We start from the raw sequence: 14,011 nt of genomic DNA on the forward strand, positions 1-14,011 counted from the left end.
CCTTGAGGTCTCTGAACCATGCTCAAGTTCGTACGTCCAATTCACCCCGGAGAGTTCCTGCGCGAGGAATATCTCGTCCCGCTCGGTATGAGTGCCGGTGCGCTGGCGAAGAAGCTCAATCTTCCTCGTACCCGTATCGAACGCATTGCCAAGGAAGAGATCGGCCTGACTCCTGATACCGCGCTTCGCCTCGCCAGGTTCTTCAACACCACGCCGGAATTCTGGATGAATTTTCAGCAGGCTTATGAACTTGAAACCGAGGCGAAGAAACTCGCACCGGAGCTCGAGAAGATCGAACCGCTGGAAGCCGCGGCATAGTTGATCTTTTAAAAACTTCGCCATTCCAAAGCGCCTTGGGGTTCAGTAGTGTCGCGCTGCAAACACACGCTGCGGTGAACCATGTCGGATGCTCTCAAGACCTCAGGCATGACCCGGCTGAGAAACTATTTCCTGACCGGCTTCGTCGTTTGCGCGCCGCTGGCGATTACCGCCTACATTGCCTGGTCGCTGATCGGCTGGGTCGATTCCTGGGTGAAACCCTACATTCCGGTACGCTACAATCCGGACACCTACCTGCCGTTTCCAGTGCCGGGTTTTGGGCTGATCGTTGCCTTGATCCTCATCACCTTCATCGGCTTTATGACCGCCAATATCGTTGGCCGCGCCATCGTCAATTTCGGCGAGCGCCTGCTTGGCCGCATGCCGCTGGTGCGCGGCATCTACCGTTCGCTGAAGCAGATTTTCGAGACCGTGCTGTCGAACAAGGGCGACATGTTCCGCCAGGTCGGGTTGGTCGAATATCCGCGCAAAGGGGTCTGGTCGCTGGTCTTCGTCGCCAGCGAGAAGGAAACCGAGATCAACCAGAAGCTCGACCGGGAAGGCGATCCGCTGATTGCCGTATTCATGCCGTGTACGCCCAACCCGACGACGGGCTTTCTGATGTATGTGCCGAAATCCGACATTGTGCTGCTCGACATGACAATCGAGGACGGAGCCAAGCTGATCGTGTCGGCCGGCTTGGTGGCGCCGGCGGTCAAAATGGTGACGGTGAACGGCGAGCAGATCCACGGCGCGCTTGCCAATCCTCCGCTCGACACGATGCCTCAGCCGGCACGCAGGAGCCGCACGGCCTCGTCGCGGCCGAACAGATAGAGCAGCAGGCGCAGCGCCGTGCCGCGTTCGGACTGCAGTTCCGGATCGCGCGACAGGATCAGCCGCGCATCGTCGCGGGCGGCCTCGAGCAGGTCGGCATGCGCCTCGATGCGCGCCACCTGGAAGCCCGGCGTGCCGGACTGGCGGGTGCCGAGCAACTCGCCTTCGCCGCGCAGCTTCAGATCCTCTTCGGCGATACGGAAGCCATCCTCGGTCTCGCGCATTACCGACAAACGGCGTTTTGCCGTCTCGCCGAGCGGATCCTTGTAGAGCAGCACGCAGGATGAAGGCTTGTCGCCGCGCCCGACCCGGCCACGCAATTGGTGCAGCTGGGCAAGGCCAAAACGCTCGGCATGCTCGATGACCATGATTGTCGCGTCGGGCACATCGACGCCGACCTCGATCACTGTGGTGGCGATCAGGATACGGGTGTCACCCTGCTTGAAGGCGCGCATCGCCTCGTCTTTGTCGGTGCCTTTCATGCGGCCGTGCACCAGGCCGATGCGGTCGCCGAACAGCGGCTTCAGCGAGGCAAAACGGTCCTCGGCCGACATCAGCTTGATCTCCTCGGATTCCTCGACCAGCGGACAGATCCAGTAGATTTTCTGGCCATCGGCGACGGCGTCGAGCATGCGTCCGATCAGTTCGTCGAGCCGTTCAAGCGGCAAGGTGACGGTGCGGATCGGCTGGCGGCCGGCCGGCTTTTCCGTCAGCTTCGACACATCCATGTCGCCGAATGCAGTCAGCACCAGCGTCCGCGGTATCGGCGTTGCTGTCATCACCAGCATGTCGGGCGCATCGCCCTTGGCGGTAATGGCAAGGCGCTGATGGACGCCGAAACGGTGCTGCTCGTCGACGACGGCGAATACGAGGTCACGGAACGTCACCGTTTCCTGGAACAGCGCATGGGTGCCGACGACGATGTCGATGTCACCCTTGGCCAGCCCGGTCAGCGTGTCGGCACGCTCGCGGCCCTTTTCGCGACCTGTGAGGACGGCGACACGCAGGCCGGCCCGTTCCGCCAACGGCGCAATCGTTGCCAGATGCTGGCGCGCCAGGATTTCGGTCGGCGCCATCAATGCCGCCTGGCCGCCGGCCTCGACGGCACGCGCCATGGCAAGCAGCGCGACCACCGTCTTGCCGGAGCCGACATCGCCCTGCAAAAGGCGCAGCATGCGTTCGGGGTCACCGAGATCGGCGTTGATTTCGGCAAGCGCCATTTCCTGCGACATGGTCAGCGAATAGGGGAGTGCCACGCGCAGTTGTTCGACTATGCGGCCGTCGCCGACGAGTGGCCGGCCAGATAATCGGCGGACCTTGGCCCGCACCAGCGCCAGCGATACCTGGCCGGCCAAGAACTCGTCATAGGCAAGGCGCCGCCACGCTGCGCCGTCGACAGAGACGTCGATCGGGTCGGCAGGATTGTGGATGCGGTTGAGCGCATCGCTAAAAGCAGGAAAGGCGTGGCGGCGCCGGAACTCACCGTCCTGCCATTCGGGCAGCACCGGCAGGCGGGCCAGCGCCTGGCCGATGGCCCGGCGCAGCACCTTGCCCGAGAGCCCGGCGGTCAGCGGATAGACCGGCTCGACCAGCGGCAGGTTTTCCGCGTCGCCGGCAAGTGCGATATGGTCGGGGTGAACCATGGTCGGGCGGCCGTTGAACCATTCCATGCGGCCGGAGACGACGACATGCTCGCCTGCGGGCATTGCTTTTTCGAGATAGGCGGCATGGGCATGGAAGAAGGTCAGCGCGATCTCGCCGGTGTCGTCATGGGCGTAGACCCGGTACGGGACCGACCTGTTGCCGCGTGGCGGCGGCTGGTGGCGATCGATGCGGACGTCGAGCGTAACGATGGCGCCTTCCGCCGAGCCGGCGATGCCAGGCCGGTTGCGGCGGTCGATGACAGTATGCGGCAGCACGAACAAGAGATCCCCGGCGCGCGCGGCCCGGTCGCCGAGGTCGGCTGCTACGACTTTTTCGATCAGGGCGCCAACTTTTGGCCCGACCCCGGCAAGCGAGGTGATCGGGACAAACAGCGGATCGAGGAGGGAGGGACGCATGATGTCAGCTTATGTTGCGGCGACTGTAGCGCAAGGCTGACACCGCCTTCTATCCACGCTATATGCGCCGCCTGGGCAAGGATGTTGCAAGATGACCGGAACGAAACGATCAAGCGAGGGGCTCGATGCCCGCCGCCGCAAGCTTCTGTTTCGTTCGTGGCACCGCGGCATGCGCGAGATGGACCTTATACTCGGCAGCTTCGCCGACGCCGAGATCGGCGCCTTGACCGGCGACGAAATCGACCAATATGAGAGGCTCCTCGACATTCCCGACACCGAATTCCTGCCTCTCGTCACTGGCGAACGCCCGGTTCCGGCGGATATCGACTGTGCCGTCCTGCAAAAAATCCTGGCTTCGCGCCGGGAGATGACCTTCTGAACAACGTGTAGCCATGAGCCTTATCCCTACGATCGGTCTGCCGAAAGGCCGCGCCGGCCAGTTCATCGTCGATGGCGTCGCCGACGGCTACGAAGCCTTTGCGCTGGTGCAGGCTGCGCACGAGATCGCCCCCGACAAGCCGGTGCTGTTCGTGGCGCGCGACGGCCAGCGTCTGCCGGCGATCGTCGAGGCGCTTGCCTTTGCGGCGCCGGGCCTGCCGGTGCTGGAACTGCCGGCCTGGGACTGCCTGCCTTACGACCGCGTCTCGCCCGGCGCCGATGCCGCCGCAAGGCGGCTCGATGCACTGGCCGCAATGATTGCGCTGGCGAAGAAGCCGCACCGCGCCGTCGTCCTCACCACTGCGAATGCGCTGTTGCAACGCATTCCGCCGGCTGAACTCGTCGAGGCGCAGACCTTCCACGCCAAACCCGGCAACCAGATAGACATGAACGTGCTGGTGTCGCGGCTGGAGAATTCCGGCTTCGAGCGAGTGCCGACAGTGCGCGGCATCGGCGAATTTGCGGTGCGCGGCGGCATTCTCGATCTCTTCGCGCCCGGCTGGACGGAGGCACTGCGCCTCGATTTCTTCGGCGATACGCTGGAATCGATCCGCGTCTTCGACACCGCAACCCAGCGCACCATCGGCCAACGCAAATCGATGGCGCTGCAGGCGATGAGCGAGGTGGCGCTGACGCCGGAAACCATCAGCCGCTTCCGCCGCGCCTACATCGAAGCCTTTGGCGCGCCCTCCCGCGACGATGGGCTCTATGCGGCGGTCAGCGAGGGCAGGCGGTTTGCCGGCATGGAGCACTGGCTGCCGTTCTTCTATGAGCGGCTGGAAACCGTCTTCGACTACCTGCCCGATGCGCCTGTGGTTTTCGACCATCTGGCGCATGAGGCACTGGCCGAGCGCCACACTCTGATCCTCGACCACTACGAAGCGCGCAAGAAGCAGGCCGACGGCGCCTTGAAGGACGCGGTGCCCTACAAGCCGGTGCCGCCGGATCTGCTCTATCTGTCGCCCGAGAACCTGATTGCCTCGCTTGGCCCGCGCGAGGCGATAGATTTCACGGCCTTCGACGCGCCCGATGCCGGCGCGAAAAAGGTGTTCCATGCCGGCTCGCGCCACGGCCGCAGCTTCGTCGAGGAACGCGCCGATCCTAACGCCAACGTTTTCGACGTCGTCGTAAAACACATTTCCGACGAGCGCGCTGGACGCCGCCGTGTCGTCGTCGCCGGCTGGACTGAAGGTTCGCTCGACCGGCTCGGCCAGATCCTGGTCGAGCATCACCTTGGCAATCTGAAGCCGGTGGCGACGCTTGCCGAAGCCGAAAGGCTTGAGCCAGGGCAGGCGGGACTGGCCGTGCTGCCGCTCGAATCCGGCTTCGAGACTGAGAAACTGGTCGTCGTCGCCGAGCAGGACATTCTCGGCGACCGGCTGATCCGGCGCTCGAAGCGCAAGAAGCGCGCGTCCGACTTCATCGCCGAGGCTTCGGCATTGTCTTCAGGCGATATCGTCGTCCATGCCGACCATGGCATTGGCCGCTTCATCGGGCTGCGCACCATCGAGGCGGTCGGTGCGCCGCACGATTGCCTCGAAATCCACTATGCCGGCGACGATCGGCTATTCTTGCCGGTGGAAAACATCGAGCTGCTGTCGCGCTATGGCTCGGATTCGGCCGAGGCGACGCTCGACAAGCTTGGCGGCGGCGCCTGGCAATCGCGCAAGGCGCGGCTGAAGAAGCGCCTGCTCGACATGGCCGGGCAACTGATCCGCATCGCGGCCGAGCGACAAATGCGGGCCGCGCCGGCGTTGGTGCCGGCGGAAGGCCTCTATGGCGAGTTTGCAGCGCGTTTTCCCTATGAGGAGACCGATGACCAGCAGACGGCGATCGATTCGGTCATGGATGATCTAGGCGCCGGAAAGCCGATGGACCGGCTGATCTGCGGCGATGTCGGCTTCGGCAAGACCGAAGTTGCACTTCGCGCCGCCTTCATTGGGGCGATGGAAGGCTTTCAGGTGGCCATAGTGGTGCCGACGACATTGTTGTCGCGCCAGCATTTCAAGACCTTCTCGCAGCGCTTCTCCGGCCTGCCGATCCGCGTCGCCCAGGCCTCGCGGCTGGTCGGCGCCAAGGAATTGGCGGAGACCAAGAAGGGCATCGCCGAAGGCCAGATCGATATCGTCGTCGGCACGCATGCACTGCTCGGCTCCTCGATCTCGTTCAAGAATCTTGGTCTGCTGATCATCGATGAGGAGCAGCATTTCGGCGTCAAGCACAAGGAGCGGCTGAAGGATCTCAAGACCGACGTCCACGTTCTGACTTTGTCGGCGACGCCGATCCCACGCACGCTGCAGCTTGCCTTGACCGGCGTGCGCGAGTTGTCGCTGATCGCTACGCCGCCGGTCGACCGCCTGGCGGTGCGCACCTTCATCTCGCCCTTCGATCCGCTGGTCATCCGCGAGACGCTGCTCAGAGAACGCTACCGCGGCGGCCATTCCTTCTACGTCGTACCGCGCATCAGCGATCTCGCGGAAATCCATGATTTTCTGCGCGAATCTGTACCTGAGCTGAAAGTGGCGGTGGCCCATGGCCAGATGCCGCCCGGCGAGCTCGACGATATCATGAATGCCTTTTATGACGGCCAGTACGACGTGCTTTTGTCGACCACAATCGTCGAATCCGGCCTCGATATACCGACCGCCAACACGCTGATCGTGCATCGCGCCGACATGTTCGGCCTGTCGCAGCTCTATCAGTTGCGTGGCCGCGTCGGCCGTTCGAAGGTGCGCGCCTATGCGCTGTTCACGCTGCCCGCCAACCGCAAGCTAACCGATACAGCCGAGCGTCGGCTGAAAGTGCTGCAGTCGCTCGATACGCTAGGCGCCGGTTTCCAGCTGGCCAGCCACGACCTCGACATCCGCGGCGCCGGCAATCTGCTTGGCGAAGAGCAGTCGGGCCACATCAAGGAGGTCGGTTTCGAGCTCTACCAGCAGATGCTGGAGGAGGCGGTGGCCGAAGTGAAGGATTCCGGCGAGGTGCAGGACGGCGGCTGGTCGCCGCAGATCGCCGTCGGCACGGCGGTGATGATCCCGGAAAGCTACGTCCCGGATCTGCAGCTCAGGCTGGCGCTCTATCGCCGTCTTGGCGATCTCGAAAATACGGAAGAGATCGATGCTTTCGGCGCCGAGCTGATCGACCGGTTCGGGCCGCTGCCGGAAGAGGTTGAACATCTGTTGAAGATCGTCTTCATCAAGGCGCTTTGCCGCAAGGCCAACGTGGAGAAGCTCGACGCCGGGCCGAAAGGCGTCGTCATCCATTTCCGCAAGCGGGAATTCCCCAATCCGGTCGGGCTGGTCAAGCTCATCGGCGAACAAGGCTCGCTGGCCAAGATCCGACCCGACCAGAGCGTCGTCTTCAGCCGTGACTGGGCGACGCCCGAGAAGCGGCTGGCTGGCTCAGCGGTTGTCATGACGCAGCTGGCGCGGCTGGTGGAGAAGGCGGCGTAGCAGCGCGTCGGTGGTGCTCTGGGCACAACCGCACCGGCACTTTCGCAGTGCCGTGCTCATTCGCCACGCGACCACTTCCGGTCTAGAATAGGAAATCGGCTTCGTGTATGGAGCCGCGACCCCATATGGGGCGGATTGGCGGGCGATGGCGTCCGTGTGAAAGAGCGTTAGGTGCTTCGATGACGAAATGGTCGCCGAATTCGTGGAGAGCTAAGCCGATCCAGCAGGTTCCTGCCTATCCGGATCTTGCCGCGCTGAGGAACACGGAAGCCCAGCTTGCCACGTTTCCGCCGTTGGTTTTTGCAGGTGAGGCACGCAAGCTGAAGAAGCAGCTTGCAGCCGTCGCTGCCGGTGACGCATTCCTTCTGCAGGGCGGCGATTGCGCCGAGAGCTTCGCCGAACATGGCGCCGACAATATCCGCGACTTCTTCCGCGTCTTCTTGCAGATGTCGGTGGTGCTGACCTTCGCCGGCGCCCAGCCGGTGGTGAAGGTCGGCCGTGTCGCCGGCCAGTTCGCCAAGCCGCGCTCGTCCGACAATGAGACCAAGGGCGGCGTGACGCTGCCGAGCTATCGCGGCGACATCATTAACGGCATCGAGTTCGACGCCAAGTCGCGCATTCCCGATCCTGCAAGACAGGAGATGGCGTACCGCCAGTCGGCGGCCACGCTCAACCTTTTGCGTGCCTTCGCCCAAGGTGGCTATGCCAGCCTGGAGAACGTGCATCAATGGATGCTTGGCTTCGTGTCCGACAGCCCGCAGGGGGAGAAATACGAGTCGCTCGCCAACCGCATCACCGAGACGATGGACTTCATGAAGGCCGTCGGCATCACCTCGGAGACCAATTACGCGCTGCGCGAGACCGACTTCTATACCAGTCATGAGGCGCTGCTGCTCGGTTATGAAGAGGCGCTGACTCGCGTCGATTCGACTTCGGGCGACTGGTACGCCACCTCTGGCCACATGATCTGGATCGGTGATCGCACGCGCCAACCCGACCATGCGCATGTCGAATATTGCCGCGGCATCAAGAACCCGCTCGGGCTGAAATGCGGTCCGTCGCTGACGCCGGATGGCCTCTTGCAGCTCATCGACCTGCTCAATCCGGAGAACGAGCCCGGCCGGCTGACGCTGATCGCGCGCTTCGGTTCCGACAAGGTCGCCGATCATTTGCCGAAGCTGGTGCGCGCGGTGCAGAAGGAAGGCCGCAGCGTGGTGTGGTCGTCGGACCCGATGCATGGCAACACCATCGAGGCCGCCGGATACAAGACACGGCCATTCGACCGCATCCTGAAGGAGGTGCAGACCTTCTTCGAGGTGCATCGCGCCGAAGGCACGCATCCGGGCGGCATCCATGTCGAGATGACCGGCAAGAACGTCACGGAATGCACCGGTGGCGCCCGCGCCATCACCGCCGAAGAGCTGCAGGATCGCTACCACACCCATTGCGATCCGCGCCTCAACGCTGACCAGGCGATCGAGTTGGCGTTCCTGGTCTCCGATCTGCTCAAGAAGACCCATCCGGTCCAGCACAAGCAGGCCGTCAATGGCTGATACGATCTGAACTGTGATGTCATTGAAGAAGCGCCGGGCGAAAACCGGCGCTTTTTCTATTCAATCCCGCCGGTGTCGCATTTGCTCGTGCCTAACGCGCGCAAAACTGGAATCCTGCCAGGCGATGGCAATTGCATCGGGAGGCCGACATGGCTGACAGTCACAGCGGATCATGCTTGTGCGGGGCAGTGCGGTTCCAGACACGAGGACCGCTACGCGGTGTCGTCTACTGCCATTGCTCGCAGTGCCGGAAGCAGAGCGGGCATTTTTATGCGGCGGCCAACGTTGCCGACCGCGACATCACAATCACCGGCGCGGAGAGCATCACCTGGTACGAGGCCTCTTCGTTCGCCAGGCGCGGCTTCTGCAAGACATGCGGCTCTCTGCTGTTCTGGAAGCCGAGCGATGACGGCTATGTTTCGGTCATGGCAGGGCTGTTCGACGCGCCAACCGGGCTTCAAGGAGAATGCCATATCTTCGTCGGCGACAAGGGCGATTATTACGCCATCGATGACGGGCTGCCGCAGTTCGAGAAGTCGACGCCGTCGATCAAGGTGGCAGGCGACTGATTTTTGAAGAGGTCGCCTTATTCCCTTGGTCCAGCCATTGCGCTAATCCCCTGCCGGTGATTCCGAAGGGTTTTGGCATGCAGCGGCTGATCGACGCTTTTTACAACTCGGTGCGGGCGTTTCGCAAACTGGCCGCCAGCGAGGAGGCCTTCCAGCTGGAGCTGACGCTGCTTGTGCTTGCCTTGCCGCTCGGCTGGTTCCTTTCGGAATCGTGGCGCGGCTATGCGCTGCTTATCGGCGCGGTGCTGCTCATGATCATGATCGAGGTGTTGAACACCGGCATCGAGGCGGCATGCGACGCGTTCAGCCGCGAATTCAACATCGATATCCAACTGGCCAAGGATTGCGGTTCGCTGGCGGTGCTTATTTCGGTGGTAATCGCTGCAGGCGTCTGGGGCGTCGCCATCGTCGAGCGGATCCTCGGGGTACCGATCTGACGTTTCAAACACTACATGCCGGTCAATTGAGGGAACCGACATGACCGATACCGCCGGATTTCTGCTGCTCGAACGTGAGGGCCTGCCGGACGATCTGCGCTGGCTGGCCGAAAAATATCCGCGCGAGATCTGGCAGGCGCATGCCAACATCCACGGCGTGGCCAATATGTGGCTGCAGCGGCACGATATGTTCCGCGAGCTTGGCGGCATGCTCACCAATGGTATCGGCGATTATCGAGAAGGTAGGCTGAACGCGCCGGAATTCGCGCGCTGGTTCGCGCCGCGCCTCAACCATTTCCTCGGCAATCTCGACGGCCATCACAATGTCGAGGGACCATCATTATTTCCCGGTCTTCGCCAGGGCCGAGACCCGTCTGAAGCGCGGCTTCGAGATTCTCGATGCCGATCACCACACAATCCATGAGGGACTGGAGCGCAATGCCGAGGCGGCAAATGCCTTCATCCGCACGCTTCAGGAGAGCGAAGACAAACAGCGTTTCGCCGCCGATGCCTATGCCGACGAGAACAGCCGGCTGATCGCCATGCTGACCAGGCATCTTGCCGACGAGGAAGACCTGATCATCCCGCTGATCCTGGAAAAGGGTGACCGTGCGCTCGGCATAGATTGACGATCAGCTTCCCTTGCGAAGCTCCTTCTTGGCGAGGAAGTGCGACGCCAGCCAGCCGAGGATAGCCACAACGAGGCCGATTGCCAGAGCGATCAGCAACCGCTCGTGGCGGGCCAGCGCCTGGCCGACGATGTGCTCCGCGCCCAGCCCGAAGACATAACCGACAGTGCAGAACAGTGCCGCCCAGACTACCGACGAGATGGCGTTGAGGATGATGAAGCGCGCCGCGGCGATGCCCGACAGCCCGGCCGCGATTCCGCCGACCAGTCGCAGGCCATAGATGTAACGGTTCGACAGCACGAAAATGTTGGGATGAGAGGTGACAAGGCGGTAGGCGTGGCTGAAGCCCGGCCGGGCTCGGAGCCTGATCACGAATTTATGGTCGGCGAAGCTCCGTCCCAAGATGAAGAACAACGTGTCGCCACCGAAGGCGCCGAGCGCGGCTGCGAGAAACGCCTGCCACGGGACGAAGACATGCTGATGCGCAAAAAAACCGCCAAGAATTGCGGCGCTTTCGCCCTCGGCGACGCAGCCCAGAAAAACCGCGACCAATCCATATTGCTCAATGAGACGATGGATGACTTCCGTCATGAAGACGTTCGCTGCTTCGACAGAATGTCGTCGATGCGCTTCACCTGCTCGGCCAGCCGGGCGATCTCGTCTCGCATGCCGATGATCTGGCTGTGGCGCAGTTCGTCGAGCTTTTCGTGTAACGCCATGATCTCGATCTCGGCCTTGAGATTAACCTCATAGTCGTGGGCGGCGTCGATTCGATCGCGCTCCGTCTGGCGGTTCTGCGCCATCATGATCACTGGCGCCTGCAGGGCGGCAACCATGGAAAGCACGAGATTGAGGAAGATGAAGGGATAGGGATCGAAGGCGGCGCGCGACAAGAGCCAGACATTGCCTGCCGTCCACAGGATCAGGAAGCCAATGAATGCCAGGATGAAGGACCACGAGCCGCCGATCCGGGCGATGGTGTCGGCCAGGCGATCTCCAAACGTCTGGTGAAAGGCGACGGCCTTGTTGGTGTCCTTGGAGATCGTGGTGCGCTCGAGCGTAGATTGCAGTACCCGGCTTTCGAGCGCGCTCAGGCCGTCCGGCTTTCGCTTCAGCCAGCGGCTTGCCAGGTCCTCGATCGTTTTGTTCATCGTCGCCTCCGTCGTCAGCGATGAGGTAGAAGCTGCCGGTTCATACGGGAAGTGGTAGATTGACGCGATGGGGTCAGGAAACAATGGTGGATTTTCAGAAAATTCGCGCCCGTGCAGCGAAGCGCAAAGGCGGTGAGGCAGCGCTGACGTCGCTGCTGGGTCCTATGCCCGACAATGCCGCGGTGGCAAAGATTGCGGACGACCGGATCCTGTCGACCATGGCCGAGCGGGTTTTTGCCGCCGGCTTTGTCTGGCGCGTCATCGAGCAGAAATGGCCGGGTTTCGAGGAAGCATTTCTTGGCTTCGAGCCGAAGCGGCTGCTGTTCCAGCCTGACGATTTCTGGCACGATCTCACAGCCGACAAGCGCATCGTCCGCAATCCGCAGAAGATCAAATCCGTACGCGACAACGCAGCCTTCGTCGAGCGCGTGTCGAAGGAGCATGGCAGCTTCGGCAAGTTCCTGGCCAATTGGCCGGCGGATGACCAGGTCGGATTGATGGCCTATCTCGGCAAGCATGGCAGCCGGCTCGGCGGCAATACCGGCCAGTATTTTCTGCGCTGGCTGGAGTGGGACGCCTTCATCGTCTCGGCCGACATGGCGGCAGCGCTGCGCGACGCCGGGCTCGACCTCGCGCAGAGCCCAACATCGAAGAAGGACCTGGGCAAGATCCAAGTGCAGATAAACGCCTGGGCGGCGGAAACCCGGCTGCCGCGCCGGCACATTTCGCGCATTCTGGCAATGTCGATCGGCGAGAACCATCCGCCGGAAGCCTTGCGCGAATATATGTGCGAATAGGATCGACTGTTTGGTCCAAACGAACGCCATTGCTCGACGAATTTTGCCGCGCTAAACCCACGGGCATGACAGAAAAGACCGCTCCAGACATATTGCGCATCGCCGTCGCCCAGCTCAATCCGACGGTCGGCGACGTCGCCGGCAATCTTGCCAAGGCACGCGAGGCGAGGGCGGATGCCGCCCGCCAAGGCGCCGACCTCGTGCTGTTTACCGAGCTTTTCCTTGCCGGCTATCCGCCTGAGGATCTGGTGCTGAAGCCCGCCTTCCTGAAGGCCTGCGAGCGGGCGGCGGAGGATTTCGCCGGCGATACCGCCGACGGCGGCCCGGGTTTCGTCATCGGCACGCCGTTGAAGCGCAAGACCGGCACGCACAATTCGATCATCTTTGCCGATGGCGGCAAGATCCTTGCCGAACGCTACAAGCTCGATCTGCCGAATTACGGTGAGTTCGACGAGAAGCGCGTCTTCCAGGCCGGCCCCGAGATCCAGGGGCCGGTCAATTTCCGCGGCGTGCGCGTGGGAGTGCCGATCTGCGAAGATATCTGGGGCGAGGTTGCTGTCTGCGAGACGCTGGCCGAAAGCGGCGCGGAAATCCTGCTGGTCCCGAACGGCTCGCCCTATTACCGCGGCAAGGTCGACGTCCGCCACCAGATCGTCATCCGCCAGGTCATCGAATGCGGACTGCCGATTATCTATGCCAACCAGCTTGGCGGCCAGGACGAGCTGGTTTTCGATGGCGCATCGTTTGCCATAGGTTCTGACAAGACGCTGGCCTTCCAGATGAGCCAGTTCGAGGAGACGGTCAACGTCACCACCTGGAAGCGAAAGAATGACATCTGGTTCTGCTCTGACGGACCGATGTCGAAAATCCCGGAGAAGGAGGAGGCCGACTACCGCGCCTGCATGTTGGGCCTGCGCGATTACGTCAACAAGAACGGCTTCAAGAATGTCGTGCTCGGCCTTTCCGGCGGCATCGATTCGGCGATCTGCGCGGCACTTGCCGTCGATGCGCTGGGCGAGGAACGGCTGCGCGCCGTGATGATGCCTTACCGCTACACTTCGAAGGACTCGCTGAAGGATGCCGAGGACTGCGCCCGCGCACTCGGCTGCCGCTACGATATCGTGCCGATCTTCGAGCCGGTCGAGGGCTTCCTGCACACGTTGACACAGCTTTTCGAGGGCACCAACGAAGGCATCACCGAGGAAAACCTGCAGAGCCGGGCCCGCGGCACCATCCTGATGGCGATTTCCAACAAGTTCGGCTCGATGGTGGTCACCACCGGCAACAAAAGCGAGATGTCGGTCGGCTACGCGACGCTCTATGGCGACATGAATGGCGGCTTCAATCCGATCAAGGACCTCTACAAGATGCAGGTCTATGCGCTGTCGCGCTGGCGCAACGCGCATGTGCCGCCGGGTGCGCTCGGTCCGTCCGGCGAGGTGATCCCGACCAACATCATCGACAAGGCGCCCTCGGCGGAACTGCGAGAGAACCAGACGGACCAGGATTCGCTGCCGCCCTATCCGGTGCTCGACGACATATTGGAGTGCCTAGTCGAAAACGAGATGGGTGTCGACGACATCGTCGCGCGCGGCCATGACCGGGCGACGGTGACGCGCGTCGAGCACCTGCTTTACGTCGCCGAATACAAGCGCCGGCAGGCGGCACCCGGTGTGAAGATCACCAGGAAGAATTTCGGCCGCGACCGCCGCTATCCCATTACCAACCGGTTCAGGGATGGCGGGTAGGCGATTGGCCTGTTTAACGGTTTAG

Annotated in this window: 14 protein-coding genes; 10 read left to right on the forward strand and 4 right to left on the reverse strand. The window is 62.4% G+C overall.

Going from position 1 to position 14,011, the window contains the following annotated elements; all coding sequences use genetic code 11:
• Nucleotides 1–18: 18 nt before the first annotated feature.
• Both NKJ32_RS14600 and NKJ32_RS14605 read left to right on the forward strand, forming a co-directional pair.
• Nucleotides 19–318: a HigA family addiction module antitoxin gene (locus NKJ32_RS14600; protein ID WP_031212869.1), complete on the forward strand. Its 300-nt coding sequence runs from the start codon at nt 19–21 to the stop codon at nt 316–318.
• A gap of 81 nt (nt 319–399) precedes the next feature.
• Nucleotides 400–1,152 (forward strand): DUF502 domain-containing protein, encoded by a 753-nt coding sequence (locus NKJ32_RS14605; protein WP_023680026.1) that lies wholly within the window; start codon nt 400–402, stop codon nt 1,150–1,152.
• Here the strand turns inward: NKJ32_RS14605 and recG are convergent.
• Nucleotides 1,104–3,212, reverse strand: coding sequence for an ATP-dependent DNA helicase RecG (gene recG, locus NKJ32_RS14610; RefSeq protein WP_352692318.1), 2,109 nt, complete (start codon nt 3,210–3,212; stop codon nt 1,104–1,106). The genes NKJ32_RS14605 and recG overlap by 49 nt on opposite strands.
• A 91-nt stretch (nt 3,213–3,303) precedes the next feature.
• On the opposite strand from recG, the gene NKJ32_RS14615 reads away from it, so the two are divergent.
• From NKJ32_RS14615 to NKJ32_RS14635, 5 genes are all read left to right on the forward strand, one after another.
• On the forward strand, nt 3,304–3,591 hold the full coding sequence (locus tag NKJ32_RS14615; RefSeq protein WP_023680023.1) for an FAD assembly factor SdhE: 288 nt from the start codon (nt 3,304–3,306) through the stop codon (nt 3,589–3,591).
• 13 nt (nt 3,592–3,604) lie between these two features.
• Nucleotides 3,605–7,102, forward strand: coding sequence for a transcription-repair coupling factor (mfd, locus tag NKJ32_RS14620; RefSeq protein WP_352692316.1), 3,498 nt, complete (start codon nt 3,605–3,607; stop codon nt 7,100–7,102).
• Between the two features lie 179 nt (nt 7,103–7,281).
• Nucleotides 7,282–8,655, forward strand: a complete 1,374-nt coding sequence (locus NKJ32_RS14625; protein WP_352448710.1) for a class II 3-deoxy-7-phosphoheptulonate synthase — start codon at nt 7,282–7,284, stop codon at nt 8,653–8,655.
• Between the two features lie 149 nt (nt 8,656–8,804).
• Nucleotides 8,805–9,224: a GFA family protein gene (locus tag NKJ32_RS14630; protein WP_352574951.1), complete on the forward strand. Its 420-nt coding sequence runs from the start codon at nt 8,805–8,807 to the stop codon at nt 9,222–9,224.
• A 77-nt stretch (nt 9,225–9,301) separates the two neighbouring features.
• Nucleotides 9,302–9,661, forward strand: a complete 360-nt coding sequence (locus NKJ32_RS14635) for a diacylglycerol kinase (RefSeq protein ID WP_254820160.1) — start codon at nt 9,302–9,304, stop codon at nt 9,659–9,661.
• Between the two features lie 22 nt (nt 9,662–9,683).
• Here the strand turns inward: NKJ32_RS14635 and NKJ32_RS14640 are convergent, their stop codons facing one another.
• Nucleotides 9,684–9,980 (reverse strand): hypothetical protein, encoded by a 297-nt coding sequence (locus tag NKJ32_RS14640; RefSeq protein ID WP_352692315.1) that lies wholly within the window; start codon nt 9,978–9,980, stop codon nt 9,684–9,686.
• 4 nt (nt 9,981–9,984) lie between these two features.
• Here NKJ32_RS14640 and NKJ32_RS14645 point away from each other — a divergent pair, with 4 nt between their 5' ends.
• A complete protein-coding gene (locus NKJ32_RS14645) occupies nt 9,985–10,290 on the forward strand; it encodes a hemerythrin domain-containing protein (protein WP_352692314.1) in 306 nt (101 codons plus the stop codon).
• Between the two features lie 3 nt (nt 10,291–10,293).
• Here NKJ32_RS14645 and NKJ32_RS14650 read toward each other — a convergent pair whose 3' ends face one another.
• Both NKJ32_RS14650 and NKJ32_RS14655 read right to left on the reverse strand, forming a co-directional pair.
• Nucleotides 10,294–10,881 (reverse strand): DedA family protein, encoded by a 588-nt coding sequence (locus tag NKJ32_RS14650; protein ID WP_352574954.1) that lies wholly within the window; start codon nt 10,879–10,881, stop codon nt 10,294–10,296.
• Nucleotides 10,878–11,441, reverse strand: coding sequence for a DUF1003 domain-containing protein (locus NKJ32_RS14655; protein ID WP_023680015.1), 564 nt, complete (start codon nt 11,439–11,441; stop codon nt 10,878–10,880). The genes NKJ32_RS14650 and NKJ32_RS14655 overlap by 4 nt, the downstream gene beginning before the upstream one ends.
• 83 nt (nt 11,442–11,524) lie before the next feature.
• On the opposite strand from NKJ32_RS14655, the gene NKJ32_RS14660 reads away from it, so the two are divergent.
• Complete coding sequence (locus tag NKJ32_RS14660; RefSeq protein WP_352827934.1) at nt 11,525–12,238, forward strand: DNA-3-methyladenine glycosylase I; 714 nt, start codon at nt 11,525–11,527, stop codon at nt 12,236–12,238.
• Nucleotides 12,239–12,303: 65 nt separating this feature from the next.
• Entirely contained in the window at nt 12,304–13,986 is a 1,683-nt protein-coding gene (locus NKJ32_RS14665; RefSeq protein WP_352754783.1) for an NAD+ synthase, read from the forward strand.
• Nucleotides 13,987–14,011 lie beyond the last annotated feature (25 nt).

The organism is Mesorhizobium sp. M0159, from assembly GCF_040322295.1.
Lineage (GTDB): Bacteria > Pseudomonadota > Alphaproteobacteria > Rhizobiales > Rhizobiaceae > Mesorhizobium.

Coding starts and splice junctions, on each gene's coding strand:
- NKJ32_RS14600 (WP_031212869.1), top strand. CDS start 19: ATGCTCAAGTTCGTACGTCCAATTCACCCCGGAGAGTTCCTGCGCGAG.
- NKJ32_RS14605 (WP_023680026.1), top strand. CDS start 400: ATGTCGGATGCTCTCAAGACCTCAGGCATGACCCGGCTGAGAAACTAT.
- recG (WP_352692318.1), bottom strand. CDS start 3,212: ATGCGTCCCTCCCTCCTCGATCCGCTGTTTGTCCCGATCACCTCGCTT.
- NKJ32_RS14615 (WP_023680023.1), top strand. CDS start 3,304: ATGACCGGAACGAAACGATCAAGCGAGGGGCTCGATGCCCGCCGCCGC.
- mfd (WP_352692316.1), top strand. CDS start 3,605: ATGAGCCTTATCCCTACGATCGGTCTGCCGAAAGGCCGCGCCGGCCAG.
- NKJ32_RS14625 (WP_352448710.1), top strand. CDS start 7,282: ATGACGAAATGGTCGCCGAATTCGTGGAGAGCTAAGCCGATCCAGCAG.
- NKJ32_RS14630 (WP_352574951.1), top strand. CDS start 8,805: ATGGCTGACAGTCACAGCGGATCATGCTTGTGCGGGGCAGTGCGGTTC.
- NKJ32_RS14635 (WP_254820160.1), top strand. CDS start 9,302: ATGCAGCGGCTGATCGACGCTTTTTACAACTCGGTGCGGGCGTTTCGC.
- NKJ32_RS14640 (WP_352692315.1), bottom strand. CDS start 9,980: ATGGCCGTCGAGATTGCCGAGGAAATGGTTGAGGCGCGGCGCGAACCA.
- NKJ32_RS14645 (WP_352692314.1), top strand. CDS start 9,985: ATGTCGAGGGACCATCATTATTTCCCGGTCTTCGCCAGGGCCGAGACC.
- NKJ32_RS14650 (WP_352574954.1), bottom strand. CDS start 10,881: ATGACGGAAGTCATCCATCGTCTCATTGAGCAATATGGATTGGTCGCG.
- NKJ32_RS14655 (WP_023680015.1), bottom strand. CDS start 11,441: ATGAACAAAACGATCGAGGACCTGGCAAGCCGCTGGCTGAAGCGAAAG.
- NKJ32_RS14660 (WP_352827934.1), top strand. CDS start 11,525: ATGGTGGATTTTCAGAAAATTCGCGCCCGTGCAGCGAAGCGCAAAGGC.
- NKJ32_RS14665 (WP_352754783.1), top strand. CDS start 12,304: ATGACAGAAAAGACCGCTCCAGACATATTGCGCATCGCCGTCGCCCAG.